23 protein-coding genes are annotated in these 25,955 nt (G+C 65.4%); 17 read left to right on the top strand and 6 right to left on the bottom strand.

The window, feature by feature from the left end; translation table 11 throughout:
* Positions 1-3 precede the first annotated feature (3 nt).
* The 4 genes from AC07M9_RS17525 (at position 4) to AC07M9_RS17510 (ending at position 5,028) form a co-directional block, all read left to right on the top strand.
* On the top strand, positions 4-585 hold the full coding sequence (locus tag AC07M9_RS17525; RefSeq protein WP_494885452.1) for an RNA polymerase sigma factor: 582 nt from the start codon (positions 4-6) through the stop codon (positions 583-585).
* Positions 586-592: 7 nt separating this feature from the next.
* Positions 593-1,651 carry a FecR family protein gene (locus AC07M9_RS17520; RefSeq protein ID WP_494885451.1) on the top strand — a complete coding sequence of 353 codons (1,059 nt, stop codon included), beginning with the start codon at positions 593-595 and terminating at the stop codon, positions 1,649-1,651.
* A gap of 135 nt (positions 1,652-1,786) precedes the next feature.
* Positions 1,787-4,213: a TonB-dependent siderophore receptor gene (locus tag AC07M9_RS17515; protein WP_494885449.1), complete on the top strand. Its 2,427-nt coding sequence runs from the start codon at positions 1,787-1,789 to the stop codon at positions 4,211-4,213.
* Complete coding sequence (locus AC07M9_RS17510) at positions 4,210-5,028, top strand: PepSY-associated TM helix domain-containing protein (RefSeq protein WP_494885448.1); 819 nt, start codon at positions 4,210-4,212, stop codon at positions 5,026-5,028. The genes AC07M9_RS17515 and AC07M9_RS17510 overlap by 4 nt, the downstream gene beginning before the upstream one ends.
* A 123-nt stretch (positions 5,029-5,151) precedes the next feature.
* Here AC07M9_RS17510 and AC07M9_RS17505 read toward each other — a convergent pair whose 3' ends face one another.
* The 5 genes from AC07M9_RS17505 to AC07M9_RS17485 all read right to left on the bottom strand — a co-directional run bounded on the left by AC07M9_RS17505 (position 5,152) and on the right by AC07M9_RS17485 (position 12,379).
* Positions 5,152-6,447 carry a protease-associated domain-containing protein gene (locus AC07M9_RS17505; RefSeq protein ID WP_494885447.1) on the bottom strand — a complete coding sequence of 432 codons (1,296 nt, stop codon included), beginning with the start codon at positions 6,445-6,447 and terminating at the stop codon, positions 5,152-5,154.
* Positions 6,448-6,487: 40 nt separating this feature from the next.
* Positions 6,488-7,684: a mandelate racemase/muconate lactonizing enzyme family protein gene (locus tag AC07M9_RS17500; RefSeq protein ID WP_494885445.1), complete on the bottom strand. Its 1,197-nt coding sequence runs from the start codon at positions 7,682-7,684 to the stop codon at positions 6,488-6,490.
* Between the two features lie 40 nt (positions 7,685-7,724).
* Positions 7,725-8,648 (bottom strand): alpha/beta fold hydrolase, encoded by a 924-nt coding sequence (locus tag AC07M9_RS17495; protein ID WP_494885443.1) that lies wholly within the window; start codon positions 8,646-8,648, stop codon positions 7,725-7,727.
* A 19-nt stretch (positions 8,649-8,667) separates the two neighbouring features.
* Positions 8,668-11,043 (bottom strand): TonB-dependent receptor, encoded by a 2,376-nt coding sequence (locus AC07M9_RS17490; RefSeq protein WP_494885441.1) that lies wholly within the window; start codon positions 11,041-11,043, stop codon positions 8,668-8,670.
* A gap of 424 nt (positions 11,044-11,467) precedes the next feature.
* Positions 11,468-12,379 (bottom strand): LysR family transcriptional regulator, encoded by a 912-nt coding sequence (locus AC07M9_RS17485; protein WP_494885439.1) that lies wholly within the window; start codon positions 12,377-12,379, stop codon positions 11,468-11,470.
* 115 nt (positions 12,380-12,494) lie between these two features.
* Between AC07M9_RS17485 and AC07M9_RS17480 the strand changes: the two genes are divergently transcribed.
* From AC07M9_RS17480 to AC07M9_RS17470, 3 genes are all read left to right on the top strand, one after another.
* A complete protein-coding gene (locus AC07M9_RS17480) occupies positions 12,495-13,295 on the top strand; it encodes a type 1 glutamine amidotransferase domain-containing protein (protein ID WP_494885437.1) in 801 nt (266 codons plus the stop codon).
* Between the two features lie 70 nt (positions 13,296-13,365).
* On the top strand, positions 13,366-13,662 hold the full coding sequence (locus AC07M9_RS17475; RefSeq protein ID WP_494885436.1) for a putative quinol monooxygenase: 297 nt from the start codon (positions 13,366-13,368) through the stop codon (positions 13,660-13,662).
* 202 nt (positions 13,663-13,864) lie between these two features.
* On the top strand, positions 13,865-14,113 hold the full coding sequence (locus AC07M9_RS17470; RefSeq protein ID WP_494885434.1) for a hypothetical protein: 249 nt from the start codon (positions 13,865-13,867) through the stop codon (positions 14,111-14,113).
* Positions 14,114-14,556: 443 nt separating this feature from the next.
* Here AC07M9_RS17470 and AC07M9_RS17465 read toward each other — a convergent pair whose 3' ends face one another.
* On the bottom strand, positions 14,557-15,324 hold the full coding sequence (locus tag AC07M9_RS17465; protein WP_494885432.1) for a Crp/Fnr family transcriptional regulator: 768 nt from the start codon (positions 15,322-15,324) through the stop codon (positions 14,557-14,559).
* Positions 15,325-15,567: 243 nt separating this feature from the next.
* On the opposite strand from AC07M9_RS17465, the gene AC07M9_RS17460 reads away from it, so the two are divergent.
* From AC07M9_RS17460 to AC07M9_RS17415, 10 genes are all read left to right on the top strand, one after another.
* Entirely contained in the window at positions 15,568-17,790 is a 2,223-nt protein-coding gene (locus tag AC07M9_RS17460) for a catalase (protein ID WP_494885430.1), read from the top strand.
* Between the two features lie 85 nt (positions 17,791-17,875).
* Positions 17,876-19,006: a glycosyltransferase family 4 protein gene (locus AC07M9_RS17455; protein ID WP_494885480.1), complete on the top strand. Its 1,131-nt coding sequence runs from the start codon at positions 17,876-17,878 to the stop codon at positions 19,004-19,006.
* A gap of 10 nt (positions 19,007-19,016) precedes the next feature.
* Positions 19,017-19,949, top strand: coding sequence for a glycosyltransferase family 2 protein (locus AC07M9_RS17450; protein ID WP_494885428.1), 933 nt, complete (start codon positions 19,017-19,019; stop codon positions 19,947-19,949).
* Positions 19,946-20,989: a glycosyltransferase gene (locus AC07M9_RS17445; protein ID WP_494885426.1), complete on the top strand. Its 1,044-nt coding sequence runs from the start codon at positions 19,946-19,948 to the stop codon at positions 20,987-20,989. Before AC07M9_RS17450 ends, AC07M9_RS17445 begins: the two co-directional genes overlap by 4 nt.
* Complete coding sequence (locus AC07M9_RS17440; RefSeq protein ID WP_494885424.1) at positions 20,986-22,116, top strand: acyl-CoA dehydrogenase family protein; 1,131 nt, start codon at positions 20,986-20,988, stop codon at positions 22,114-22,116. Before AC07M9_RS17445 ends, AC07M9_RS17440 begins: the two co-directional genes overlap by 4 nt.
* Complete coding sequence (locus AC07M9_RS17435; RefSeq protein WP_494885422.1) at positions 22,116-22,790, top strand: PIG-L deacetylase family protein; 675 nt, start codon at positions 22,116-22,118, stop codon at positions 22,788-22,790. The genes AC07M9_RS17440 and AC07M9_RS17435 overlap by 1 nt, the downstream gene beginning before the upstream one ends.
* Entirely contained in the window at positions 22,787-23,374 is a 588-nt protein-coding gene (locus AC07M9_RS17430; RefSeq protein ID WP_494885421.1) for an SAM-dependent methyltransferase, read from the top strand. The genes AC07M9_RS17435 and AC07M9_RS17430 overlap by 4 nt, the downstream gene beginning before the upstream one ends.
* On the top strand, positions 23,371-24,216 hold the full coding sequence (locus AC07M9_RS17425; protein ID WP_494885419.1) for a glycosyltransferase family 2 protein: 846 nt from the start codon (positions 23,371-23,373) through the stop codon (positions 24,214-24,216). Before AC07M9_RS17430 ends, AC07M9_RS17425 begins: the two co-directional genes overlap by 4 nt.
* A 191-nt stretch (positions 24,217-24,407) precedes the next feature.
* A complete protein-coding gene (locus AC07M9_RS17420; RefSeq protein ID WP_494885418.1) occupies positions 24,408-24,947 on the top strand; it encodes an RNA polymerase sigma factor in 540 nt (179 codons plus the stop codon).
* Complete coding sequence (locus AC07M9_RS17415) at positions 24,905-25,873, top strand: FecR family protein (RefSeq protein WP_494885416.1); 969 nt, start codon at positions 24,905-24,907, stop codon at positions 25,871-25,873. The genes AC07M9_RS17420 and AC07M9_RS17415 overlap by 43 nt, the downstream gene beginning before the upstream one ends.
* The last annotated feature ends 82 nt before the right edge of the window (positions 25,874-25,955 follow it).

Raw genomic sequence — 25,955 nt, 5'->3', positions numbered from 1 at the left:
GAGGTGAATGCGGAAGGAGGTACGAAGGAATTAATTGCGAACTATTCGCAACATCCCTACGGCCTCGGCGAGATCATGTCGAACAACGTACGCTCCCTGACGCGCCTGCTGCTGAGCGAACGCCCTCTCCTGATGCGCCTTGTTCAGCGTATCGTGGGAAATGCGTCCGCGGCCGAGGATGTGACGCAGAGCATTTGGTTGCGCATTCAGCGGATCGACGACCATCCGCCTATCGAGAACAAGAAGGCCTACCTCTATCGCCTCGCCAGGAACTTGGCGATCGATCATGCCCATGCCGACCGGCGGCGCGACGCCGTTCATGCGGAAGCGGCCGATATGCTCAGTCAGCCTGTCGAGGGCAGCGCCGGCGAGCGGCCTCACCTCGCCCGCGATCAGCTCCGGCGGATCGCGGCCGTAATCACGACCTTGCCGGTCCGGACCCAGGAAGTGTTCATACTCAGCCGGCTGGAAGGCTTGTCGTATCGCGATATTGCCGCGAGGCTCGGCATCTCCCGTCCCACGGTCGAAAAACACCTCCGCCGAGGTTTCGACGCCGTTATGCCCCTGTGCGACGAAACGGAATAGTAGTCGGATGGTTGGCCAAAACGACGGCGGCACCGGTCTTGGATGCGAGGCAAAAACAACGCGGTCGAACCGCGACGAGGATTTGATGACGCGGACAGTGGCGGATCATGGTGCGTCCAGCGATGAACAGGCGCGAGACTGGGTACTGCTGCTCGCCTCGGGCGAGGTCACGCGTTCCGAGATCCATGCCTGCCAGGCCTGGCTGGCGGCCGACTCCGGTCATCGCGCCGCGTTCGAGCGCCGCCGCTCTGCTTGGCAGGACTTGTCCCGGTATCCGGACATCTTCGTCCAACCCGCATCGCGGTGGCGGTCACGCTCGCGGCGGGTGAGCCGATGGCTCGCCTCACGCCCCGTGGCCGCCTTGAGTGGGGCGGTGGCGGCCGGCCTGATGGCCGCGTTCTTCGCCCCGCAGGCCTTGCTCTGGGCCAAGGCGGATTACACCACGTCGGCCGAGGTGCTCCGGATTGCCCTGCCGGACGGATCGGTGGCGGTGCTCGACAGCGAGGCGGCGATCGCCGTCGCGTTCGACGGGCAGCAGAGGCGCGTCGAACTCCTGGCCGGCAATGCGTTCTTCACGGTTCGCCACGGTGACGCGCGGCCCTTCCGTGTGGCCGCGTCGGGCGGGGTGATCGAGGACATCGGCACAAGCTTCGAGGTGCGCCGAGAGGCCGACGGCACGGTGGTCGGCGTGGCCGAAGGCGCGGTGAAGGTCAGTCCGCGCGGCATTGCGCAGGCTGCCTCGCTGCGCCTCCAAGAAGGCGAAACACTCGCCTACGACGAAACCGGGGGCCTCAGGCGAGGGCGTCGTCGCAGCTCTGCAGACATCGCTGCCTGGCGTGACGGCGAACTGCTGCTCGACGATTCGAACGTAGCGGCCGCGATCACTGCCGTGGGGCGCTATCGCCGGGGGCCTACCTGGATCTGGGCAGACCTTTCCGGCGGGGAGCCGGTAAGCGGGGCGTTCCGGACCGACCGTGCCGACGAAGCGCTGCGCGCCATCGCCAACGAGGCCGGACTGTCGGTCCGCTGGCTGCCCGGCGGCGTCGCGATCGTCATGCCGAGGTAGTTCCGGGAAAAAAGATCGAACCGGGGTTGGCCAGAACCGGCCCGCGAACGGTCTACCAGGCGCCGTTAATGCTAATGCGACGCGACGGCATATGTTTTGGCCGTCCTGACGGCGCCATCGTTCGGGGGAATTTTCGTGATAACCTTGCTGCCGCGCATTGCTTTCGCCATGCGCTCAAACCTTCATGTCACATTGCTGGCAACCTCTTGCATTGCCACGGCGCTGCCCATCGGCACCTCCGCGCAGGAAGCGCGATCGGAGACGCGCCAGTTCGCCATTCCCGCGCAGCCGCTGCCCGACGCCCTGCGCCGCTACATGCGCCAGTCCGGCATCCAGGTGAGCTACAGGAGCAGCCTCGCACAGGGGCGGGCCTCCACGCGGGTCGAAGCCGTGCTGACCCCGCGCGAGGCGCTGCGGCGCCTGCTCGCGGGCACGGGCCTGACTTTCCGCTTCGTCACGCCGACCACCATTTCGCTCGAACCTGAAACGCACGGTGCGGCCCCGGCCGCTTCCGAACCCAACGTCGTTACGCTGGGCTCCGTCAGCGTGACCGCCACGGCCCTCGACGACGACATGGCGACGCAGGGGACGGGCTCGTACACCACCCGGCAGATGAACATCGGCCGGATGGGCGAGAGCCTGCGCGAAATCCCGCAGTCCGTTTCGGTCGTCACGCGCAGCCAGCTCGACGACCTTAACCTCAACACCGTCAACGATGCTATCGCGGTGACGACCGGCGCTGTCCTCGTCCAGAACGACGACGTCAACGAGCGCACCGAAATCTTCTTCCGCGGCCTGCCGGTTGATTCGCTGCGGGTAGATGGCGCGGCCGTGTCCAGCAACAACGACGTGATGATGTTCGATACCGCGATCTACGACCGGATCGAGGTTCTGCGCGGGCCTTCCGGTCTGTTCCAGGGCGCAGGTCAGCCGGGTGGGACCGTCAACCTCGTGCGCAAGCGCGCGCCCGACACCTTCTCCGCCGGCGTGGAGGGGCTGGTCGGCTCGTGGCAGCAGTTTCGCGGGCAGGTCGATATCGGTGCGCCGCTCAATGCCGCGGGCTCCATCCGGGCACGCGGCGTGGCGGTGATCAACGATGCGGAATCGTTTGTGGATCTCATCAACACGCAGCGCTGGCTGGTGTTCGGCACGGTGGATGTCGATATTGCCGAGACCACCACGCTGACGCTCGGCGGGACTTGGCAGCGGGGCCATGGGCGCAACGCGCGCGGTTTGCCCGCCTATGCCGATGGTACTCTCGCCGACGTTCCGCGCTCGACCTACATCGGCACCAAGTGGGATCACAGCGGGACCCGTTCCGGAGACCTGTTCGCGAACCTCGAGCATCGGTTCGACGGCGGCGCGGTGCTTACCGCCACGGCCAGCTTCCTCGAGCGCAAGCGCGACGGCAAGATCGCCTTCGCGGCCGCGGCGATCGATCCGGTCACGGGCAACACGGAACTGACCCCCGAGCACCGCATCGACCGGGAAACCAACTACAACATAGACGCGCACCTGCTGGTGCCCTTCGAGATGGCCGGGCAGGAACAGAAGGTCCTTTTCGGCGCCGACTACCGCACCGCGCGCGAAAAAATGGACCGGGCGCGCGGTGATGAGATCGTGCAGAACGTATTCGCTCCCGATCACGACGTGCCCGAACAGGACCTCGTTTTCGACCGTTTTGACGGTGTCGAGACGACGCAATACGGCGTCTACGCGCAGGCGCGGCTGAAGCCGGCCGCTTGGGGAACGCTCGTGCTGGGCGGACGGGTAAGCTGGTGGGATACCGGTTCGTGGGATCGCGAGAGCGGGGAAGAGGATTCCGCCCTCAGGATTCGCGGCAAGTTCACACCTTACGCCGCCGCCGTCGCAGACTTGGACGAGCATTTCTCCGCTTACGTCTCCTACGCCTCGATCTTCTCGCCACAAGAGGAACGAACGGTCGAGAACGACGCTCTGAAGCCGCGGACCGGGAGCCAGTACGAAGTCGGTCTCAAGGGGGCGTTCCTCGACAGTCGGCTCAACGGGCATGTCGCGCTGTTCCGGATCGACGAACGCAACCGCGCGATCGCCGATCCCGACGAGCCGGAATTCTCCGTCGCCGCCGGCCGGATGCGCAGCAAGGGCTTCGAGGCGGAAATCGCGGGCGAGGTCGCGCCCGGCTGGCAGCTCATCACCGGCTACACTTACGCCAAGACCCGCTACCGTGACGATCCGGCGAATGCAGGCCTTCCCTTCGACCCGCGCACTCCTCGCCATGCCTTCCGGCTCTGGACGCACTACGAATTGCAGCAGGGCGCTTTGCAGGGCTTGTCCTTGGGTGGCGGGGTCAAGGTGTACGGTGAGTTCTACCGTACCGACGATGGCGCCCGTTTCTCGCAGGGCGGCTATGCGACGGTGGATACGCAGTTCGGCTACGATCTCGGTAACGGAGTCAAGCTGGCCGGCACCGTGACCAACCTCTTCGACCGCAAGTACTTCCAGTCGGTGGGCTATTCCGAGCGGCAGAGCTACTTCGGCCGTCCGCGTGCCTTCACCGTCAAGATTGTCGCCAACTGGTGAAGCCGAAAGTAGTGGAGCGCAAAACGGCTACAGCAGCGGGCTCGCTGTGGTGGCGGCTGCATCATTGGTGCGGGCTCAAGCTAAGCCTGCTGATGGTCTTCGTGTTCCTGACCGGAACGCTTGCGACGGTGTCCCAGGAGATGGACTGGCTTGCCCAGCCAGCGCTTCGGGCATCGACTCGCGTGGCGTCGCTGGTTCGATGCCGCCGGTCGTGCGTTGCCGGGCGGCACTATCGAGGAGATCAATTCGCCAGTGGCCCCCGGATATGCGGCGGAGATCACGTGATCGACGGGCGCGGCGAGGATCGTATCGTCTACGCGGATCCATGGTCGGCCGACGTCCAAGGCGTGAGTTCGACCCTGACAGCGCGCCGGGCCCTGCGCCAGTTGCACCGTCATCTCATGCTACCGGGCAGCATCGGGCTGCCAATCGTCGCGATGCTGTCGATCCCTCTGCTCGTACTGCTCGTTACCGCGTTTCCTGTCTACAAGAAGTGGTGGCGGGGCTTCCGGCGCTGGACCCGGCCGATCAAGCGCAAGGGGGACGGTCGGCGGTACGTGGGCGACCTGCATAGGCTGGCCGGACTGTGGTCGCTCTGGTTCGTGACGCTCATTGGAGTTACGGGTCTGTGGCATCTGGCCGAGTGGCGGGCGCGGAGGCGCCGGACTTTGCCGATGAGCAAGCGTACCAGATTTTTTGCTCTTTTCCGAAGCCGTTCTTCACATTTGGTCTGCAGAGGCGCCTTCGTCGAGCCTAAAGCGATGAACGGACGGCCGGATTCGGGCAGCCAACTTTTGCTCAGGAACGTCCACTAACAGGGCGGAATCTTGGCCCCGGCTTTGGCGAGTGGAGTTTAGGCGTCAGCTTTCGATCTGAATATAATGATAAGGCAATTTCGATTGCTCGCGTGCATTGGAGCGGGGCTCTAAGAACACGGCTCAAACGCGGACGAGCAGTTCCCGGCTTGCCCGCGCCACCCTGCGGATGAGGTCAGCATCGACGATAGAGCCGGTGTCTCCCGCAACATGGTGGTATGGGTTCGTGCCGACGAATCCGATTACGTTGGGATAGCCCGAGCGGATTGCCGTACCGGCCTCCCCGGCGCCGCCGTCTTTGATGAACGCCGGATCGCTCCAGCCGTCCCAGCCGGTGAACACCGACCGGGCCAGCGCGATCGCCGGGTCGGTCACGATGCAGAAGCGCTTGGCGCTCGTTGCCAGCGGCGTCAGATGTCCGTCGCGCAGTTCGGTCGCTTGCGTCACGACGCCCGCGCCGAAAAGCAGGAACAGGGCAGTTTCCTCGGGCTTGGGTAGCTTGCTTTCGATCTGATGCGATGCGCCGAGGTTTTCGTATTCGTGACCGCTGTTGCTGCTGAAGACGACGTTGAGCGCCAGCCCGCTGGTCGGCAGCCAGCGCATGAGGTCGAGCCAGATGGCGATCCCGGGGCCGCGCTCGGCCGCGCATGTCAGCCATCCGGACCGGGGAGTGGTGACGATGACGTTCCTGGTCGCTCCGGGCGCGCGGTAGCGTCCGGCGACGTTGAACGCCTCTCGTCTTCCGGCGCGGCCGGTGACGGTCAGGGTGGCGCTGGTCCGATCCCAGGCCGCATCTAGGAACGGCGCGGCGTCTCGGGGCGCGAGGCAGGCGACGGGAAGCGTGAAGAGCGGCTCGTCCCCCGGCGCGTTGAGGGCGATCGCCTCGCCGGTGGGGCCGTTGGTCAGCAGGACCACGCCCACGGCCCCCGCCCTCTCGCAGGCAGCGACGGCCTTGCGGATAAGCGGGTCAGTTGCGGTCGACCAGTTCTGGCGGGGCAGGTCGATCAGCACGATCGCGCCGGCGGGGATCGATGCGGGGCTGCCGGGATCGAAACGGAAAAGCGGTCCATCCACGCCCTCTGCCGGGGTCTGCCGGACGATCGCCTGTGGGATGAGCGAGGCCGCCGTGCCCGCTACGCGTAGTTCCACCGTTCGGGGTTCGAAGAACGGGGCGTGGAACGTCGACCGCTCGACGCTGTACCCGGCCCAGGCCAGTTCATCGGCGATCCACGCGCCCGAGGCATTGTCGCCCGCGCCGCCCGATGCCTTCGCGCCGAAGCCGATGTAGCGGCGCAGATCTTCTTCGATGTGGTCGATCGGGGCGTGCGAGGCACCAGTCCTAGCAAGAACGCGGCCCGGCCCCAGCAGCGCGGGCATTGCGCCGAGCGAGGCCAGCAGTTTGCGCCGGTCCAAGGTCATGTACGTCTCCATGCGAATCTCCCGATCGTCGTCACGGGTCTCAGACCGCGTATTTCGCCAAGGCCTTGTCGTTCAGTTCCACGCCGAAGCCGGGCAGTGACGACAGGGTGAGCGTGCCGCCGCGCACGTCTTCGAAAGGTTCTAGCAATTCGGCACGCCACGGCACTTCACCGAAGGCGTATTCCAGCATCGTGAAGTTGGGCACGCTCGCCATCACGTGCGCCGCCGCGACGTTGCCGACCGGGCTGGCCGGGCCATGCGGGGAGACCAACAGGTCGGCGGCCTCGGCGATCGCGGAAATCTTCTTGAGTTCGAGCATGCCGCCGCACAGCTTGACGTCGGGCATGACGATGTCGACGGCGCCCGCCGTGGCATAGCGATAGAATTCCCGGATGCCGAACAGCGCCTCACCGCCGGCGGTGGTCATGCGGGCAGCGCGATTGATCGTAGCAAGGTCTGTAAAGCCGTTTTCGGCAGTGACTTCTTCCAGCCAGAACAGATCGAGTGGTTCGAAGCGCGGGAGCAGATCCAATCCCTGCGCCAGGGTGAAGCGGCTGTGCACGTCGATCATCAGCTTGCGTGCCGGGCCGATCGCGTCGCGCACGGCCTGGGCGCAGGCCAGGCCATGGCGGGCGCCCTCGGTAACGTCCGCGCCCGGCGAGGGAATTTTGGGCATCTCGTCGAACGGGGCCAGCTTGATCGCATCGAACCCGGCGTCGACGGCGCGGCGGGCCATGGCGGCGAAGCCTTCGGGTGTGCGTGGATCGGTAGAGCGGTTGATGTTGGCATACAGCGCGATGCGATCATGCAGGCGGCCGCCAAACAGGTGGTAGGCAGGCTGTCTGGTGGCCTTGCCGATCAGGTCCCACAGGCATTGTTCGAGCGCACTCGCGGCGGACCGGGCCTGCCCTCCGCTTTGCGCGACTACGGCGGCGGCGGCGGCGCGGAACCACTCGACATCGAAGATCTGGCGGCCGCGAAGGAGGTCCGCAAGCTGCTTGAGGAACGTCACCGTGCGCGCATCGTCGCCGCCGTGCGACGCATCACCGATACCGGTGAGGCCGCTCGCCGTGCGCAGCCGCACGATCACCCAGTTGCCGCGCTTGTTGACTTGGACCTGGAAGACTTCGAGGTCGGCGATGGTATGGTCGCGCGATCGGCGCGGCGCGGCTTGCGCCTCGCCCAGCCCGGCGAGCGGGGCTGCGGCGAGGCTTTGGAGTAGGCTTCTGCGTTTCACGAGGGTGGTCTTTCCGCTGGAGTCGGGGACTAATGCCGGGTCACGGGCGGGTGCGGGCATCGATGCCCTGCTGCAGGACGGCCTCGTCGCGCTCGCCGGCGAAGTAGCGGGCAAGGATCCAGACCACCGCTTCTGGTTGTTCGGGCAGGATGGCGTGGCTGGCGCGGCGCAGGGTCACGCTGCGCAGGCGCTCGCCGATGTCCTGGCGCAACTGGTCGACGTTGCCGGCAGGCGCGATCGGGTCCTCGTCGGCCTGTACCAGTAGGATCGGCGCGCTGCCGCCCCGCCACCACTGATCGACGCTGGAGCCGCTCATCGCGGTGCCCTGGTAGGCCTTGGCCTGCGCGAACCACCCGGTGAGCCAGACGCTGGGGTCGTGGCCCGCCGCGAAGAAGGCGATGCTCAGCGCCTTGAGCCGTTCGGTATCGGAGCGCACGCCCTGCGCGGCGGACACGGCGATGGAATCGCCGACCTGGGGCAGGGGAGCCGCCTTGCCGCCTCCGGCAAGCAGGACCACGTTCCTGACGCTGGCGGGGCTCGATGTCGCGAAGGCGCGCGCTACGCGGTTTCCGAAGGCATGGCCAACGACGTCTACCGGTCCGTCGCACAGAGCGTGTGCGGCGGCCTGCGCGTCGTCGGCCAGGTCGAACAGCGAGGTCGGTGGCGGGCCTTCTGTCTTGCCCGTTCCGCGTGGGTCGGGAAGAATGGCCATGTAGCCCTGCTTCGCCAGGCGCGCCGCTACGTCATCGAAATCGGCGGCACCGCGTGCCAGCGACGGGATGAACAGGATCGGCCGGCCCTTGCCGATGGTGCGGACGTGCACGCGCACCGCACCCGGCGCCGGTATGTCGACGCCGGCCGGTACGGACCGGCAGCGCGTGGCCTTGCCCGGGACCGCACTGGCGGCGCCGGGAAGGAGGAATGCGGCAAGAAGGGCAGGCAATGCCCAGCGGACGAGAGCCATGGTCGACAATTCCTCCGGTTCAGAAGTTCGCGCGCAAGGTGGCGCCGATCTGACGGGGATTGCCGATCTGGCCGGTGATCAGGCCCGTCGTCGCCGCCGACATCGAGGTGTAGTAGTTCTTGTCGAGCAGGTTACGCGCCCACACCGACAGGTCCCAGCGCGAGTCCTGGATGCGCAGTCCGACGCGGGCGTTCAGCACGCCGTACCCGGGGACCCGCGCATAGCGGGAATTGGTGTCGTCGGTGGTGAAGGACGAGCGGTGGTTGAAGTCCGCGCGCAGATAGACATCGTCGTCGCCGACGAGTTGGACCGGGATCGAATAGTCGGCGGCCAGGGCATACGTGAACTTGGGAATGTTGGTGAGTTGCGCGCCGCTCAGATCCTGCACCTGGCTAAGGTTGCGGTTCTCCGCTGCCGCCTGCGCGTTGGGGTACGAGGTGTAGACTGTGTCCGTATACGCCAGCGAGGCCGAAAGCCGCAGTTGCCGCGTGGGAGCAAACGCGAGGTCGGCCTCGAAGCCGCGCGAGCGCACGCCAGGAATGTTGGAGATGTAGCGGCGGTAGGAGGTCGTGGTGCCGATCTGCTCGGCGATGGCGGCCTGGTAGTCCTCCACGTCGGTCCAGAAGCCGGAGAGGTTGGCGGTGATCTTGCGGTCCCAGAACTGCGACTTGAGGCCCACTTCGTAGGCATTCACCTTTTCGGGATCGACTATGCCCGAAACCCCGGCAGGAAGCTGGCCGACATTGACGCCGCCTGACTTCACGCCCCGGGCGTAGCTCGCGAAGACGAGGATGTCGGGCGCCACCTTGTAGGAAAGGTTGATCTGGCCGGTCAGGGCGTTGTCGCTGACCGCGCGCGAATAGCTGGTGGCGGGATAGATCGCATCGCGCAGCGCCTGCGCGGTTGCCCGGTCGGTCGTGCTCAGAACCGACAGGTCGTTGCCCGCCACGGTGTACTGGTCGTAGCTGGCCCGGCGCTCCTCGTGGGTAAAGCGCAGGCCGCCTGTCACGCTCAATGCGTCCGTTGCGTGCCACGTTGCCTGGCCGAAGGCGGCATAGCTGTCGGTCTTGGGTTCGGCGGCGGAATCCGCCTGGAAGCCGGTGTAGGCGTAGTTGGCGAGGGTGCGGTTGGCGGTGGGGTTGTTCCAGGCGGCATAATCGGCACCGAGCTGATACTCGCTCAGCGCGTGGATGACCTGGTGGAAGTAATAGGCGCCCAGGACATAGTCGATCCGGCGCGTCCCTTGCGAGGCTAGGCGCACTTCCTGGCTGAACTGCCGCTGGCGATTGGCGGTGCCGCCCACCGGATTGATGTCGAGCGCGGTGCCGTCGCTGTCATTGTGCGGTTGCCAGTTCCAGTAGCGGTAGGCCGTGATCGAGGTCAGCATCGCCCAATCGAGATCGACGTCGACCTTCCCCGACACGCCGCCGCTGCTCATGACCGAGGTGGTCGGGGCGTCGACGCTGGTCACGCGAGCGAACGGATCGCCATAGGCGCCGGGCTGGGCGTAGCCGAGCCGGGTGGTGCGATCGATGATGTTGTTGGCGATCGTCGCGCCGTTGTCGTACTTGGTGAAGTAGCCCAGCCACGCGCTGCCGTTGCCCGATGCGGACTGCTTGGAGTAGTCGCCGATCAGCTTGACCTTGACCGTTGCCGAGGGTGTGAACAGCAGTTGTCCGCGCAGCGAGGTGTTCTTGCTGTCGCCCAGGCTGCGGTCGTTGTAGGCGTTGTGGAAGTAGCCGTCCTCGAGGGTGCGCGAAGCGGTCAGGCGCACCGCGAGGAGATCGGGAACGATCGCGGTGCTGCCGCTGGCGCGCAACTGCCGGTAACCGTTCTCGCCGATCGAGATTTCGCCGCGGAATTCCGGCGTGAAGCTGGGCTCGCGAGTGGAAATGTTGATCGCGCCGGCAGTCGTGTTCTTGCCGAACAGCGTACCCTGGGGGCCACGCAGGACCTCGATGCGCTCGAGGTCGATGAGATCGAACTGCGACGAGCCCACGCGGCCGTAATAGACGTCGTCGACATAGACTCCCACGCCGATCTCGAGACCGTCGTTCTGGGTCGAATTGGACCCCAGGCCGCGGATGTTGAGGTAGGTGTTGCGCGCATTGGTGCCGCGGATGTTGAGGCTGGGCGTCAGGTTCGCGACCTGCGTGAGGTTGCTGTAGCCGGTCGCCAGCAGCGCGCGACCATCGACGGTGCTCAGCGAAATGGGCACGTCCTGGGCCCTTTCTTCGCGCCGACGGGCAGTGACGAGAATTTCGCCGTCGCCCCGGATGCCCGGCTCTACGCCGGCCTGCGGCGCTTCTTCAGCGGCCCATGCGGGGCAGGCGTTGGTCAAAGCGGCCGTAGACACACTGAACAGGATCGACGACAGCAATTGGACGCGCGACATTGGTTCCCCCTTGAGGATCTAGATCGAAGTATTCGGATGAGCACACGTCAAAGCGCCGTTGGGCCGAAGGCTCAACGGGAACGCACGGATCCGTATGACCCTTGAGCGTGCATGGATGACGGCCTGGCGATGACGCCTCGGCGAATGCGTCGGCATGCAAGAGCGGTGGCCGAACGCGATGTCTACCTACAGGGTTGAGATTTAACGGCAACTGAAGGTTTCATTGTCAGGACTAAAGTCTTGATTGCATCCATGCCGCCCGACAGGCCACCTTGCAGGTGCGCATCACGTGCGGCGATGCGTTTCCGGCATATGTAGAAAAGCTCACCCCATTCGGAACTCGGCCCTGCGCAGATCCCGGATAGGCCGTTGTTGTCGGTCATCGAAGCGATCAAGCACCGCCCCGCACCATATTCGGGCGCGATCAGTCGGCGTCGCTTTTAAGCTCCAGCGCAACCTCCTGGATCAGTGCTCTCAACCAGCTGTGAGCCGGGTCATGTCGGTAGCGGACGTGCCAAGCCATCTCGACAGGGAAGCTGCCGAGATCGACGGGTGAGGGCAGGATCTTTAGCCGCGGGTCCTGCATCAGCCGCCGGCAGATGAGCGAAGGCAACGTCGCGCAGTAATTGGTCACCGCGACCATCTCGGCGACCGCGAAGAAGTTGGTCACGGAAATGGCAACGTCGCGCTTGAGCTGCTGCTGCGCCAACGCCTGGAAGAGGCCGGCCCGCATTCGGCCAGGTGGCATGATGTTGACGTGCTTCAACGTCTCGAACTGTTCGCGCGTCATGGCGTCGCCGATCTCGGGATGATCCGCTCGCACGGCGCAAGCGAACCCCTCGTTCATCAGGTGCTGGACAACAAGATTGTCTGGTGGATCGACGATGCGGCCGAGCACCATTGCAGTCGTACCGGACACGACACCGGTCTCGCCGAGGTCGTTGCCATAGGGCGTCAAACGCAGCTTGATGCCGGGCGCGACCTGCTGCAGTCGGGCAACGATCGCCGGCACCAGCACGAACTCGACGTACCCGTTCGGCGCGATGGTGAAAAGCCGCTCGGCCTGGGCGGGATCGAACCCCTGTTGACCGAGCACTGCGTCGTCGAGCCGCGCCAGCGCGTCGGCAATTGCGGGTGCGAGCTCGAGCGCAACCGGAGTCGGCTGGATACCATAGCGTTCGCGGATGAAGAGCTGGTCCTGCAACATCAGCCGCAAGCGCGACAGAGCATTGGAGAGCGCTGGTTGCGTCATACCTACGCGCTCAGCCGCGCGCGTGACGCTGCGCTCTTCCATCAAGGCAACGAAGATCGGCAGCAGATTAAGATCGTAGCGCATTCAGCCATATCGCTGAGCGAATATCTGATATCAAGATTATAAACTTCTGGAATATATCAGGATGCCCCATCTCCCTCTCGTCGGCAGCGAATGCTGCAAAACAACAGAGGCTCAGATGACCAAGGCGAAAATACTCATCCTCGGATCCAACGCGACGCAGATCGAGCTGCGCGGCGGCGGCACCGCCACGATCGGCCAGTACCTCAACGAGACGACGGTTCCCGCACTGGCATTGATCGACGCCGGCTACGACGTCGTGCTCGCCGCGCCCAAGGGAACCAAGCCGCACATCGATGAAGTCTCCGACAAAGTCGAGCATTTCGGCGGCGATCAGGCTGCATATGATCGGGCCTCACGCTTCTTCGACGACCACGCTGCCATGAATGATGTGCGCACACTACGGTCTGTCATCGAAGGCGGTCTCGACGGCTATGCTGGCGTCTTTGTCCCTGGTGGCCACGCGCCGGTGGTCGATCTGATGCAAGATCCCGATGCCGGTGCCATCCTGCGCCACTTCCATACGACTGGGAAGCCGACCGCGCTGCTCTGCCACGGTCCGGTCGTCATCGCAGCGGCTCTCGCCGATGCGCCCGCGTTCAGGGCGGCGCTGATCGAAGGCGACGAGGCGAAGGCAGCCGACTTGGCCGAAGGCTGGATCTACGCTGGCTATCGGATGACCGTCTTCTCGGCGAGCGAGGAGAAGATCGCCGAGCAGCATCTGCTGAAGGGCGAACTCTACTTCGATATGCCGAAGGCGTTGCGGATTGCCGGCGGCAACGTCTCGGTCACGCCGAGTGACTTCGCGTCCCATGTTGTTGTCGATCGCGAGCTGATCACGGGGCAGAACCCTGCCTCCGATCACGCGCTCGCAAAGGCGCTGATCGAGGCGCTCGGCCGCTCCGCTGCTGCTGCATGAGCACACGCATGACGGGCGGCGCCCTTCGGATGGGCCCACTCTCTTCCACCCTCCCATAAGGATCAACACCATGCTTACTCCCGTGAAAGTTGTCGCCGTTCTTACAGCCCGTTCCGGTGCCGCCGATCGGCTGCGTATCCTGCTCGACGGTATGCTCGACTCCAGCCGGGCGGAACCTGGCAATCTGCGCTACGATCTCTGGCAGGACCAGAGCGAGCCTGGCCGCTTCGTCCTTGACGAGCTTTACGTGGACGGCGCCGCCGTCGCGGCACACCGCGCGACGCCGCATTTCCAGGCGTATCTCGCCGTGATCAATGACCTCGCAGAGCGGACCGCCTTCGTCCTCGATCCGGTTTCCGCGACGTGAGGATTTGTGATGCATCACATGAAGCATTGGATCGGTGCCGCACTCTAGGCCCGCCCCTTCACGCAGAATCAGACGATCGACCTACGAGCGACAAGGCTCGCCGGCTGACCGGACGGACGTCAGGCGTTCGTGGCATTTGAAGATAACGCGGGTGACGGCATTGGGCCTTTGCTTCCGTCATAACCCGCGATAGGCGCGATCTATGATGAACATTCCCTGGGACCAGCCCGCAACACTGATCGATCTGGATGGCAAGACGCCGGTCATCGGATTGATGCTCGAATGCGTGATGCACTTCTCGCTCTTCAAGCCTTTCGCCAAGGAGCAGGCGCGCATCCTGCTGACGCAGCCCGTGTTCCGCGAAGGCCGCAAGACCCGCACCTGGGTTCTCAATCCCGACGAGATCGAAAAACTTGTCGAGCGGCTCAATGCCGAGAAGGCCGCCCAGTAAGCCCGCGGATCAGGTGGCATCCCTCGGGTCGATCGTTGCGGAAAGGACGAGGATCGTGCGCGCGTGCCTCGAGGACACGGCTCCGCGGTCCGCGCCATTGCCGCCGCCCAGCGTACTTGCCAATGGAATGCCGCGCCGCCTCGTCTCAGTCGCCACAAAGCGATCGCGGTGCGCCAGCCCTCCGTCGGTCAAGGACAGCAGAATGATCCCGCGCTCGTCAGTGCCACGAGTGAGTGCGACATGGATCACGTCTCGGCGGCAATCAACGCCCGTCCCTATCCACTACCTGTCGGTTAGCGATGAGCGATGCCTCAATGAGGTTGCGGCCGGTCTGAGCAGCGGCCGTGGCAGTCATTGTGACTGCCACGCCGTTGGGCCCGTCGAGCACGACCAGCCCGTCTTCGGCGCTCGCTATTCCGGCATCGGATCGGGGTTGAGGTGCGTTAGGTGATGATGGTGTCGTCATGAAAAGGCTCTTTCGCTTCGGGGGACAGTGACTGCGTATCGTCGATGTAGAGATAGGCAGGGTCGAACTGTCCCCGCGTAGCCAAGCGTCCTGGATCGGGTATCTCGACAAGCGACGAGCGGAACACGCACAGACCCTCCTCGCGCATCTGCCTCAGGACCCGGTTGACGTGAATATTGGTAAGGCCGCAGATCTCGGCCAGGTCGGTTTGGGTAAGGCCCAGCGCGAACCGACGGCCGTCGCTGAGCCCGGCTGACATGAGCCTGGCGTTCGTCTCGCACAGAAAATGCGCCACCCGCCCCATTGCATCGAGACGACCGAGGCGGAACAGCCATGCCCGGTGGATCGCCGCATCGATGAGCGTGGAAAACCACAGCTTGCGGCCGAGCTCTGGGCGTTCGGCGATAATGGCATCCAGGGAGGAGTGCGGCACGATTGCGACGGTTGCCGCAGTCATGGTCGCTACGTCGTGGTCGAGGACCTTCAGGGGATAGGCGTGGAGATCGACGAAATCGCCCGCCACGTGAATCGCCACCAACTGCCTCAGGCCCTTTCGATCGTCGATATAGCGAGAAAGGATGCCCTCGATCAGCAAGGTGCTGTGATCCAGTTCCACGCCCGCGCGCACGACGATCTTGCGTGCGTCGAGCGTCTGCACTTCCGCAATCGAAGCGTCCAGTGTGGCACGCTCTTCGCGCGAGAGACTGACGCCGCGTTTGTATCGGAGGAAGCGGTCAGTAAACACGGGATCGTCCCTTGCTGGCGTCGGTGAACGGGCTTCGATCCCAGCCTAACCCCTCGCTAAAGCGCGTGTTTCACAGGCTGCGGCCATAAACGTGCTGATGCAGGTTAATATTGGCGGATCGCGCGCAACTGAACGATCACGGCCCTTGTTACTGTCACACTAGTTGCCGGATGCCTCCATTCGTGTGCCGCCGACGAGCTGGCGCAACCCTGCCTCATGACTTTTGACCGAAAGGAAAGCCACATGGCCAAGACGCCAACCAAGCCGCGCGCGAAATCATCCGAAAAGCTCACGCCGCCAGTACCGGCGAGCGCTGATGTGGGAGGCGAATCTCCACAGAAGGCCTCGCCGGTCCCGGGAGACGCGGACCTGTCGTTTACTTACGCCCAATCCCAGGGGGCGGGCGGTGAAACGCATCAAGTGGCAGCAGGCGATGTCGCTGTCCTCACGACGCAACAGGGTATTCCGGTCGCCGACGACCAGAATAGCCTCAAGCAAGGCGCGCGCGGCCCGACGTTGCTCGAAGATTTCCATTTTCGCGAGAAGATGTTCCACTTCGACCATGAACGCATCCCCGAGCGCGTGGTCCATGCCCGCGGCTACGGCGCCCACGGCTTTTTCGAGTTGACCGACAGCCTCTCCGACGTCAGCCGCGCCGACGTCTTCCAGCGGGTCGGTGAGCGTACACCCGCCTTCGTGCGGTTCTCGACGGTGGCCGGATCCAAAGGGTCGGTCGATCTGGCCCGGGATGTGCGCGGCTTTGCAGTCAAGCTCTACACGAAGGAAGGCAACTGGGACCTCGTCGGCAACAACATCCCGGTGTTCTTCATCCAGGATGCGATGAAGTTCCCCGACCTGATCCATGCAGCCAAGCCCGAGCCCGACCGCGCCTTCCCGCAGGCCCAGACGGCGCATGACAATTTCTGGGACTTCATCAGCCTGACGCCCGAGAGCTTCCACATGGTCATGTGGACCATGTCCGACCGCGCCATCCCGCGTTCGTTCCGCACGATGGAAGGCTTCGGGGTCCACACCTTCCGGCTCGTCGATGCCGATGGCAAGTCCACGTTCGTCAAGTTCCATTGGAAGCCCAAGCAGGGCCTGCAGTCGGTGATGTGGAACGAGGCGGTCAAGATCAACGGGGCCGATCCCGACTTCCACCGCCGCGACTTGTGGGATGCGATCAACTCAGGCAATTTCCCCGAATGGGAACTGGGGGTCCAGCTGTTCGACGATGCCTTCGCCGACAGCTTCGACTTCGACGTGCTCGACGCCACCAAGCTGATCCCCGAGGAACTGGTGCCGATCCGCGTAGTGGGCCGCCTGGTCCTCGACCGGGTGGTCGAGAATTTCTTCGCCGAGACTGAGCAGGTCGCCTTCTGCACCCAGAACGTGCCGCCCGGCATCGATTTCTCCAACGATCCGCTGCTGCAGGGGCGCAATTTCTCGTACCTCGACACTCAGATCAAGCGCCTGGGCGGTCCCAACTTCACGCATATCCCGATTAACGCGCCAAAGTGCCCCATGGCCCATTTCCAGCAGGACGGGCACATGGCGATGCACAACCCCAAGGGCCGCGTGAACTACGAGCCCAACAGCTGGGGGCCGACGCAGGGAGGCCCGCGCGAAGACCCGGTGCGCGGCTTCACCAGCTTTGCAGAGCAAGCCGATGGTCCCAAGCAGCGGGTCCGTTCCGAGAGCTTCGCTGACCATTACAGCCAGGCGCGCCAGTTCTTCGTCAGCCAGACGGGGATCGAGCAGAAGCACATTGGCGATGCACTGGTGTTCGAGCTGTCGAAGGTCGAGCGGCCCGACATCCGCTCGCGCACCGTCTCGCATCTGGTCAATATCGACGCGGGTCTTGCCGCGACGGTGGCGGACGGGTTGGGTCTCGCTGTCCCGGATGCCGCGGTCGCAGCGTCTGCCCCTATCACCGATCTGCCGGCTTCGGACAAGCTGAGCATCGTCAAGAACGGCCCGGCCGACTTCAAGGGGCGCAAGCTGGGTATCCTGCTGACCGACGGCGCTGACGCCGCCGTCTTCACGGCGTTGCTCAAGGCGGTCGAGGCCGAAGGCGCCGTCTATGAGGTGATCGCACCCAAGATCGCCGGCGTGACCTTGTCGGACGGAACCACCGTCGCTGCCAAGCAGAAGATCGATGGAGGGCCCTCCGTACTGTTCGACGCCGTTGCAATCCTGGCATCGCAGGAAGGCGCCGCGCTGCTGGCGATCGATGCTGCCGCGAAGGACTTCGTCACCGATGCCTTCTCGCATTGCAAGTTCATCGGCTTCACTGCCGAGGTACAGGCGCTGTTCGTGAAAGCAGGCATCGCCGAGGATCTCGACGATGCCTGCCTGCCGTTGGCGAATGGCAAGGACGCAGCTGCTTTCCTCGAAGCCTGCCGTACCTTGCGCCATTGGCCGCGCGAGCTGGAGGTGGATCTGGATGCACGGCCCGCCGCCTGATCCGCCGATATTTGCCGCGCGTTACTCCGGAGGCGGCTTGCCGCCGTCTCCGGTCCCGCGCGCCGATTCGCCAAAGGAACGGCGCCTGCGCATCGGCATCATCGCCCACCTCAAGCACCCCATCGTCGAGCCCTTTGCAGGCGGACTGGAAATGCACACGCACCTCCTGGCCCGAGCCTTGCGCGATCGCGGCCATGCGGTGACGGTGTTTGCCTCGTCCGGCTCCGAGCGCGGACTTGGGCTTGAGCCGATCTGCAGCCAAACCGCGCTCAACGATGTCGGTACGGCCGAAGCCACAGATGTCGTCTTCTTCCGCGAGCATCATGCCTACCTCAGTCTGATGAACGACTTGCGGCACCGCGCTTTCGACGTGATTCACAACAACTCGCTGCATTATCTGCCGGTCACGCTGGCCGATGCCCTGCCCATGCCGATGGTCACCACCTTGCACACGCCGCCGTTCTGCTGGCTGGAAAGCGGCATCCGACTGTGCTCGGCCGATAATCATGCGTTCGTCGCCGTTTCGCAATCGGTCGCAGCGCTGTGGGCCCATGTCGCCAACACTGAAGAGGTTATCCTCAACGGCATCGACCTCGACAAATTCGCCTTTCATCCTCGGCCCGATCCGGCGGGCTATCTGGTGTGGTATGGGCGCATCGTTCCGGAAAAGGGCCTGCATTTCGCTATCGAAGCGGCGCGTCGTATCGGCCTGCCTCTGCGCATTGCCGGGCCCATTCTCGACCAGGACTACTACCGCTCGCGGATCGAGCCGGAATTGGGTGCGGGAACGGCCCATGTCGGTCATCTGGCGCATAGGCAACTGGCGCGACTGGTCGGGGGCGCGCGGGCGTTCCTGTGCACGCCTCTATGGGACGAGCCCTATGGCCTGGTCGTCGCCGAGGCGCTGGCCTGCGGCGTGCCCGTAGCGGCGTTCGCACGCGGGGCAATCCCGGAAATTCTTGACGCCTCCTGCGGCGTACTGGCGATACCTGACGATGTCGGATCGCTGGCGAGCGCCGGGCTTGCCGCGCTCGATCTCGATCGGCGCGCTTGCCGGACACGGGCGGAACGCGCCTGCGATGCCGGATGCATGGTCGATGCCTACGAGGCGCTCTACCACCGCCGGATCGCGACGCGAGGCCTCGATGCGCGCGAGCTTGCGGCGATCGACCCGGCCTACGCCCTTCCGCTCCGAGGCGCAGAGTTGCATGTCTGAAGGTCGCACAATGGACCTGTGCGTCTGTGTTCCGGCCCGGAACGAGGCGGAGCGGCTGCCCGTCCTGCTCGATGCGCTGGCAGGACAGACCTGGTCCGCGCCCATCGTCGTGGCCATTGCGGTCAACAACACCAGCGATGATAGCCTTGCGGTCATCGAAGCTGCCGGCCAGCGCCACGCCGGGCGGCTGTTGCTTGATGTGCACGATGTGACGTTCGCACCCGAGCAGGCGCATGCGGGCTCGGCTCGGCGTAGGGCGATGGATAGCGGATTGGCTTTGCTGTCGGCCGCGAAGTCCGGGGCGCTGGTCAGCACCGATGCCGACACCCGGCCTCCACCTGATTGGCTCGCAAACATCGCCCGGGCTTTGGCGCGCGGCGCGGACATTGTCGGCGGCCGAATCGAGATCGAAGAAACCGAACCGCTACCCGCTGAAGTCCTGCGCCTGAGGGCGGCCTGGGACCGCTATTGGCATGACGTGCGTGCTTTCGAAGATGCGCTTGATCCGCTGCCGTGGGATCCGGCGCCGCGTCATGGCGATCACACCGGCGCCTCGCTCGCCATCACCGCAGTCCTTTACCGCGCCTGCGGCGGCGTGCCCCTGCTGCGTACTGGTGAGGACCGCGCACTGGTGAACGCCGCGCTGGCGCTCGGCGGTCGGCTGTCGCATCCGGCGGATGTGTTCACCCGGGTGTCCCCGCGCCGCGACGGCCGGGCGCAGGACGGCATGGCGCTGGCCATGCAGGAACTGTTCGCCATGGCGGAGCGCGGTGAGCGACCTCGCGCGCCGAATTTCGCGCACTGGCGAGAACGCGCCGCGTGGCGGCGCAGTCTGCGTAGCCAGCCCGATGGACAGGCGCTGATCGCCCGTCAGGAGCCGTTGCTCGATCCCATGCCGCACGACATGGAACTGGATGTCGCGTCACCGGACTTTGCGTCGTGAGAGGGCGCCCGATCGGCTACTACGTCCATCACCACGGCGCCGGCCATCGCGCGCGCGCCGATGCCATCGCCCGCGCCGGCGAATGGCCGGTTGTGCTGCTGGGTACAGGTATCGGCGCGGCGGGCATCGACTTGCCCGACGACCGGTCTTCATCCGGGCGCTTCGACGGTCTCGACGCCGCGGGTTTCCGACCCGATGCGCTCCATTACGCGCCGCTCGATCATGAAGGCGTGCGGGATCGCGTGGCGCGCATCGCCGGCTGGATTGCCGCCGCCATGCCGGCGCTGATGGTCGTCGACGTTTCGGTTGAAGTGGCGATGCTGGCCCGGCTGGCCTCTGTGCCGACGATATGCGTGCGCCTGAACGGCAAGCGCACCGATACCGCCCACCTCGATGCCTGGCGAGGCGCGTCGGCGCTGTTGGCCCCTTTTCCCCCGGCGCTGGAAGCGCCATCGACGCCGGAGTGGGTCCGTGGCAAGACCACGTATCTGCCGGGCATCACCGCTGACGCTATAGCCGGAATTCCGGTCGCTCGCCGGATACTTGTGGTGTTCGGACGCGGGGGAAAGCCAGGCGATGGAACGCTTCTGGTCCGCGCCGCCAAGGCCTGCCCGCAATGGCAATGGCGGGTGATCGGCCCGGCACTCGCCCCCGCCGATGTCCCGCCCAACCTCGTCTTCGCCGGCTGGGTCGATGCGCCCGAGCGCGAGATCGCCTGTGCCGCGCTGGTCGTCGGAGCGGCGGGCGACGGTCTCGTCGGCGCGGTCATGGCAGCCGACCGGCCCTTCGTGTGCATACCCGAGGAACGACCCTTCGACGAACAGCGAACAACTGCCAGCCGCCTCCACGCACTGGGCGCCGCGATCGTCGTGCCCGCCTGGCCGGACAGCGAGGCGTGGCCCGGGACGATCGCTGCCGCGCTGGTGCTCCCCGCCGCACCCCGCCGCGCACTGCACGACATGCAAGGCGCGCGAAAGGCGGCGATATGGCTGGCCGCCCATGCCGCCGCCGCCATCTTCCGCCAGGAGCAGACCGCTTGACACCTTTCCCCCGCGCCGAGACCGACCTCTACAGCCCCGCCGCGCGCGCCGCCTCGATCGCACCGCGCCTGGCCGAGTTCGGCGCGCGTTACGATGCCGCGCCGGTGTTTCCCGTCGAAAGCATGCGTTGCCTTGCCGCTGCCGGTCTGCATCGCGATTTCGCCCCGCGTGCCAGCGGCGGCAGCGCATTTGCACATACCACAGCGCACCACTTCGCGCTGTTCGATGTGCTGCGCATCGTCGGCCGGGCGGACCTCAGCCTTGGGCGGCTCTATGAAGGCCACGTCAACGCCATGGCGCTGTACGACTGGTATGGCTCGCCCGACCAGCAGACCCGACTTGGTCGCGACTTGCAGGCAGGCTCGTTCTACGGCGTATGGGCCACCGAGCCCCAACCCGGCCTGCGCATCGAACCCGGCGACAATGGCGCCAGCGTGCTAGCCGGCGGCAAGTCCTTCGCCAGCGGAGCCGGCGGCCTCACCCACGCCGTCGTGACCGCGCAGATGGCCGGCTGCGAGCGCCAACTCGTGATCGTCGCCGCCGATGATGCCTCCCGTGCCGATGTCTCGCAATGGCGCGTCCGCGGAATGCGGGCGACCACCAGCGGGCTTTACGACCTCACCGGTATCCGCGTCGATCCGGCGGACCTGCTCGGCCTGCCCGGAGACTACGACCGCGATCCCCGCTTCACCACCGGTGCCTGGCGCTTCACTGCGGTGCAGCTTGGCGGCATTGAGGGATTGCTCGGCGAGACGCGCCTCGCCATGTCCGACGAAGCGCGCGGCGATCCGCTTCGGCGCGCCAAGTTCGCCGATTGCGTGGCGGCAACGCGCACGGCGTACCTGTGGGTGCGCGAGTGTGCCTTGCGTGCGGCACGCGATGACATCGACGGCCCCGACTTCGCGCGGCTTACGCGCGGAATCGTCGAGCGTGCTGCGCTGGATGTGATGGAACTGGCGGCAAGGATCGTCGGCACCCGCAGCGCCATGGACGGCCAGCGCATCGACAAGATCATCCGCGATCTTTCGCTCTATCTTCGGCAGTCCGGCCCGGACCATGCCCGCGACGAGGCGGCGAAGACGTGGCTCGATCACGATGCCTGGGGTGAAAAGGACGCGCTGTGGTGATGGCATCCTTGTCCGACAAGCCCTGGCGGCGCTTGCGCTGGCTGGTGCTCGCCCCTCATGCCGACGACGAGACACTGGGAGCGGGCGCGCTGATCGCCCAGGCTGCAGCGGCGGGACAATTCGCCGGGCTGGTCTATCTGACCGACGGGTCGGGCTCGCATGAGACGCCGGCAGGGGGCACCGGACGGCTGATCGCGACGAGACGGCGCGAAGCGGCGACCGCTTTGTTTCGGCTGACCGGAAGCCGCCGCCGTCCCCCGCTTCATCTGGGCTGGAAGGACGCTGTTCCGGCGGCACCCGCAAGCCCCGCTTTCGCCCGCACTGTTGCGCGGGTGGCAGCGCTGTGCCGGCGCCAGAGAGTCGATGCGATCGCCGTCACGGCTCTGGATGAACCCCACTGCGATCATGTCGCGGCCGCGCAAATCGGCTATGCGGTCCAGAGACAGGCCAAGCGCCGGCTGGCGGTTGCGGAGTACCGTGTGTGGGGAGAGGTTCCGGCGCCGGGCCGCTATCGTGCGGTTCGTACACGGCCGATGCCGGTGGGACGCCGCCGCCATGCCCTGCGCTCTCATCGCAGCCAGTTGACCGCCTCCCACGGCCCCGGCTTCCGGCTTCCCAAGGACAAGCAGCGTATGCCGGCGTCCGACATTCTGTTCATCGAGAGATCGTCATGACCCGCCATGAAGCCAGTCTTGGCCCTGCATATTTCGAAACGATGTTCCAAGGCACCCACGACCCCTGGGACCTTGAAAGTAGCGCCTACGAGCAAGCGAAATACGCGCAAACGATCCGAGCGCTTGGCGGGCGGACTTATTCCAGCGCGTTCGAGATCGGCTGTGCTAAAGGCGTGCTCACGCAACTCCTGGCGCCGCTTTGCGAAAAGCTGCTGGCGATAGACGTGAGTTCCACGGCGCTCCGTGCGGCACGAGCGCGATGCGCTCCGTTCGGACAGGTCGCTTTCGCCAACATGGTCTTTCCCGGGCAGGCGCCGGAAGATGCCTTCGACCTCGTCGTCCTTTCGGAAGTGGCCTACTACTGGGACGATGGCGACATCCGGCGGGCCGGCGCCTGGCTGCGGAGACATATGGCGGAGGGCGGCGATGTAATCCTGGTTCACTGGACCGGTGAAACCGACTACCCGCAAGGCGGCGATGGTGCGGTGGAGGCGTTGCGGGCCGCTCTTGGCGACGGGGTCGAGATCGTCTTGGCGCAACGGCGTCCCGAATACCGCCTCGATCTCTGGCGACGCCGGCCATGAGCCTGAGCGTACTCACCATCGTCAAGAACCGCCCCGGGCATCTGGCGCAATTGGTCGAAGGCCTGCGGCGGAGCGAGGAGATGCCGAGCGAATTCATCGCCGTGGACATGGGAAGCGAGCCGCCGATCGAACTGGGCGAGATGCCCTTTCCGGCCCGTATCGTGCGGCTCGATGGCGAAGGGTTGCCGCTGGCAGCCGCCCGCAATCTGGCTGCGCAGAGTGCTACCGGCGACCTACTGCTGTTCCTCGATGTCGATTGCATCCCCATGCGCGGCCTCATCGGCGCCATGATCGAGGTATTGGAGGCACAGGCAGCGCTGGTGTGCGCGCAGGTGCGCTACCTCGGGGCCGATGACGCCCGCGGGACGTGGCAGGAAGCCGATCTGCTCGCACGGTCGGCAGGTCATCCCGTGCGCCGGTTTCCCGCCAGCGGAGTTCGCCGGATCGAGGAAGCGGGACTGTTCTGGTCGCTGACCTTCGGCATTTCGCGCCAGCTCTTCCGCGATCTAGGAGGATTTGACGAGGCGTTCACCGGCTATGGCGGGGAGGATACCGATTTTGGTTTTCGCGCGCGTGAGGCGAAGTTGCCATTACTGTTCATGGGGGGACCGGGGGCATTCCACCAGCACCACGAGACGTTGGATCCTCCGCTCCAGCACTTTGCCGACATCATGCGCAATGCCGCCACGTTTCGGGCGAAATGGGGGAAATGGCCGATGGAGGGCTGGCTGGCGGCATTCGAAGCAGCAGGGTTGATCCGGTGGACCGATGAGCAGCTCGAAGTCATGCGGTATCCCACGTCACGGGAAATAACGCTGGCCATCACGTCCCGAACATTTTGAGAACTCTTGCAGTGATGAAGCAATTGCCCCTGCCGAAGCGGGGGGCGTTTCGAAGGGCGCGGCGGCTCCGGCGAACCTGGGACATGGCAAACATCGGGACATGTCCCTAAACTGTAAAATCGGGCCCCTAGGGCACACCGGGCAAACCGGAGTGCGCCTTGAGTTGGCTACGTGACATAGATCGCTGGTTCATGAGCGAAGTGCTGCCCCATTCGGCGGCCTATCGCGCGCGGGCGGCGCATTTTTGCGGGCGCGAAGAGGCGGACGATCTGGTGCAGGAGGCTTATGCCCGCGTCCTTGCCACGCCTGACTACAAGGCGATCACCGCGCCGCGTGGCTTCGTCCTGATGATCGTGCACAATCTGGCCCTCGAACGCCTGCGCCGCGCGAACGTGGTGCGCATCGATTTCCTAGCCTCGATGGAGATGCTGGAAGTGGCCGATCCCGCTCCGGATGCCTTCGCCGTAACTTCCGGAAGGTCGGAGCTTCAGCTTTTGCTGCGCCTCATCAATGAGTTGCCTCCACAGTGCGGCCGGGTAGTGCATATGCGCAAGATCCAGCAGCTACCGCCTTCCCACATCGCCGAAGAACTTTGTATCTCGCTATCGACCGTGGAAAAGCATATCGCTAAGGGGCTTGCCCTCATCACGAAAGCGCGCCGCGAGCGTGCTGCCCAAGCGGAGGAAGTTTGTCCGACGGTCCCGACACCCTTACGTCTGCCACTGACCTGACCGACATCGCGGCCGGGTGGCTGGCCGCGCTCGACGCCGGGACAGCGGACCGCGGCGCGTTCGAGGCGTGGCGGGATGCGGACGTGCGCCATGCGGTCGCGTTTGCCGAGGTGGCCGTGACTTGGCAGGACATGAACGAGCTTCGCCTCGTACCCGGTGACCTTGCGCCGGCGGCGATGCCCCAGGCCTTCGTGCCGATCGAAACCGCCAAGCCGGGTCGCAGGCGCGTGCTGCGTGCGGCGCTGGCGATGGGGGCGGTCGCGGTGGCCGGAGGGGGTTTCGCCATGCGCGCCGCGGCGCGCAACAAAGCTGATACCGCCATTGGCGAACGCCGCACGGTTTCGGAAAATCCGGCATTCTCGGTCGACCTCAATACCGATAGCAGCATATACTGGAAAGACGGAGCGCCCGTGCGCCTGTGGCTGGAGCGCGGTGAGATCGCGATCCGGCTGGCGGCAGCGCATCGCCTGAGCCTGGTGACGCCGGGGGGCACTTTCCATCTGGCCTCGGGCGCCTACAACGCCCGTCTGCGCGGATCGAGCTGCGAACTGGCCGTACTGTCCGGGCAGGGCAGGCTGGGCGAGGGCGGCGGGGTCTTCGCGCCGGGCGAAGTCGCACTGGCGACGGCAGGGCAGGCCAGTGTGCGCCCGCGCGATCCCGATATCGGTCCCGACCTAAACCGCATCACCGCATGGCAGCGCGATACGCTGGTGCTGAACGGCGAGAGCCTGGATTACGCGCTTTCGGAAATGAACCGCTATCGTGCCCAAAAGATCGTGATCGGCGATCCAGGCCTGTCGCGCCTGCGCATCGGCGGCACGTTCGCGACGACGGATGCCAGTGAATTTCTCCAGGCGCTGCGGACATCGTTCGGCGTGAAAGCGACGGCCGGCGCGGACGGGAACATCGTCCTGACCCCCACCTGACTTCCCCGATCGCAGAAAAATCCCGCCTGCGAGTAGCGGTTTTTCCCGGCTCATCCATCCTTGCCCCGACATTTGCATCCAG

This window comes from Novosphingobium sp. GW821-FHT09E05 (assembly GCF_059416165.1).
The sequence above is the reverse complement of the archived record's forward strand: the minus strand, read 5'-3'. Positions and strand labels throughout refer to the sequence as shown.

What these genes read in the sequence shown, in the direction of transcription:
- AC07M9_RS17520 (WP_494885451.1), top strand. Translation starts at nt 593, where the DNA reads ATGGTTGGCCAAAACGACGGCGGCACCGGTCTTGGATGCGAGGCAAAA.
- AC07M9_RS17505 (WP_494885447.1), bottom strand. Translation starts at nt 6,447, where the DNA reads ATGACCTTGGACCGGCGCAAACTGCTGGCCTCGCTCGGCGCAATGCCC.
- AC07M9_RS17495 (WP_494885443.1), bottom strand. Translation starts at nt 8,648, where the DNA reads ATGGCTCTCGTCCGCTGGGCATTGCCTGCCCTTCTTGCCGCATTCCTC.
- AC07M9_RS17490 (WP_494885441.1), bottom strand. Translation starts at nt 11,043, where the DNA reads ATGTCGCGCGTCCAATTGCTGTCGTCGATCCTGTTCAGTGTGTCTACG.
- AC07M9_RS17485 (WP_494885439.1), bottom strand. Translation starts at nt 12,379, where the DNA reads ATGCGCTACGATCTTAATCTGCTGCCGATCTTCGTTGCCTTGATGGAA.
- AC07M9_RS17480 (WP_494885437.1), top strand. Translation starts at nt 12,495, where the DNA reads ATGACCAAGGCGAAAATACTCATCCTCGGATCCAACGCGACGCAGATC.
- AC07M9_RS17475 (WP_494885436.1), top strand. Translation starts at nt 13,366, where the DNA reads ATGCTTACTCCCGTGAAAGTTGTCGCCGTTCTTACAGCCCGTTCCGGT.
- AC07M9_RS17470 (WP_494885434.1), top strand. Translation starts at nt 13,865, where the DNA reads ATGATGAACATTCCCTGGGACCAGCCCGCAACACTGATCGATCTGGAT.
- AC07M9_RS17460 (WP_494885430.1), top strand. Translation starts at nt 15,568, where the DNA reads ATGGCCAAGACGCCAACCAAGCCGCGCGCGAAATCATCCGAAAAGCTC.
- AC07M9_RS17450 (WP_494885428.1), top strand. Translation starts at nt 19,017, where the DNA reads ATGGACCTGTGCGTCTGTGTTCCGGCCCGGAACGAGGCGGAGCGGCTG.
- AC07M9_RS17435 (WP_494885422.1), top strand. Translation starts at nt 22,116, where the DNA reads ATGGCATCCTTGTCCGACAAGCCCTGGCGGCGCTTGCGCTGGCTGGTG.
- AC07M9_RS17430 (WP_494885421.1), top strand. Translation starts at nt 22,787, where the DNA reads ATGACCCGCCATGAAGCCAGTCTTGGCCCTGCATATTTCGAAACGATG.
- AC07M9_RS17425 (WP_494885419.1), top strand. Translation starts at nt 23,371, where the DNA reads ATGAGCCTGAGCGTACTCACCATCGTCAAGAACCGCCCCGGGCATCTG.
- AC07M9_RS17420 (WP_494885418.1), top strand. Translation starts at nt 24,408, where the DNA reads ATGAGCGAAGTGCTGCCCCATTCGGCGGCCTATCGCGCGCGGGCGGCG.